This window comes from bacterium (genome assembly GCA_024226335.1).
Classification (GTDB): Bacteria; Myxococcota_A; UBA9160; order SZUA-336; family SZUA-336; genus JAAELY01.
This window is the reverse complement of record JAAELY010000535.1, coordinates 1-581: the sequence shown is the minus strand read 5'-3', so window position 1 is coordinate 581 and position 581 is coordinate 1. Positions and strand designations below refer to the sequence as shown.

Here is a 581-nt window from a genome sequence, read left to right as displayed (position 1 = left end):
GTAGGACTCGAGCTCTTGCCAGCCCGCCCAGACCGTGTCGTCCTCCCCCGGCCCGTCAGGCCCGTCGAACACCTTCTTGGTGACTCTGCGGTTGAAGGCGTCGTATTCGTATTCCGCGACTTTCGTCTCTTCGCCATCGCCACCCTGGCGACCGACGCTGCGCAGACGATTGCGATAGTCGTAGTGGAAGCGCAGATCGCCTTTCTCGATCAGGTTGCCGTTGGCATCCCATTTCAGGGTGACGTCGTTGATCTTCCCCGGACGATTCCTGCCGGACTCAGCCGTCAAATCGTCGGTGTACCCAGGCGTCTCGCTGGATGTGAGCTGGCGACTGGTCAGGTTCTGGGCTGCGTCGAAGGTGAAGTCGTAGCGCGACTCGGCCCTGGCCAGCAGGTCGGAGTCGGCGACCTGGTTGTCGCCCACCAGCAAGCCGGGCTCGATGCAATGGCCGTCCTCGTCCGCCCAGCACTGCCCGAAACCGCTCTGTGTCACCCGCTCAGCGCCGTCGTAGCGGGTCACGAACGCGTAGCTGTTCCAGTCTTTTCGGATTACAGAGGTCTTGAGCGAGCGCGGGCTCCAGG

1 protein-coding gene is annotated in these 581 nt (G+C 63.2%); it reads right to left on the bottom strand.

Annotation, left to right across the window (positions count from 1 at the left end):
* A partial coding sequence (locus GY725_25935; protein ID MCP4007637.1) for a hypothetical protein occupies positions 1-581 on the bottom strand: 581 nt, incomplete at both ends.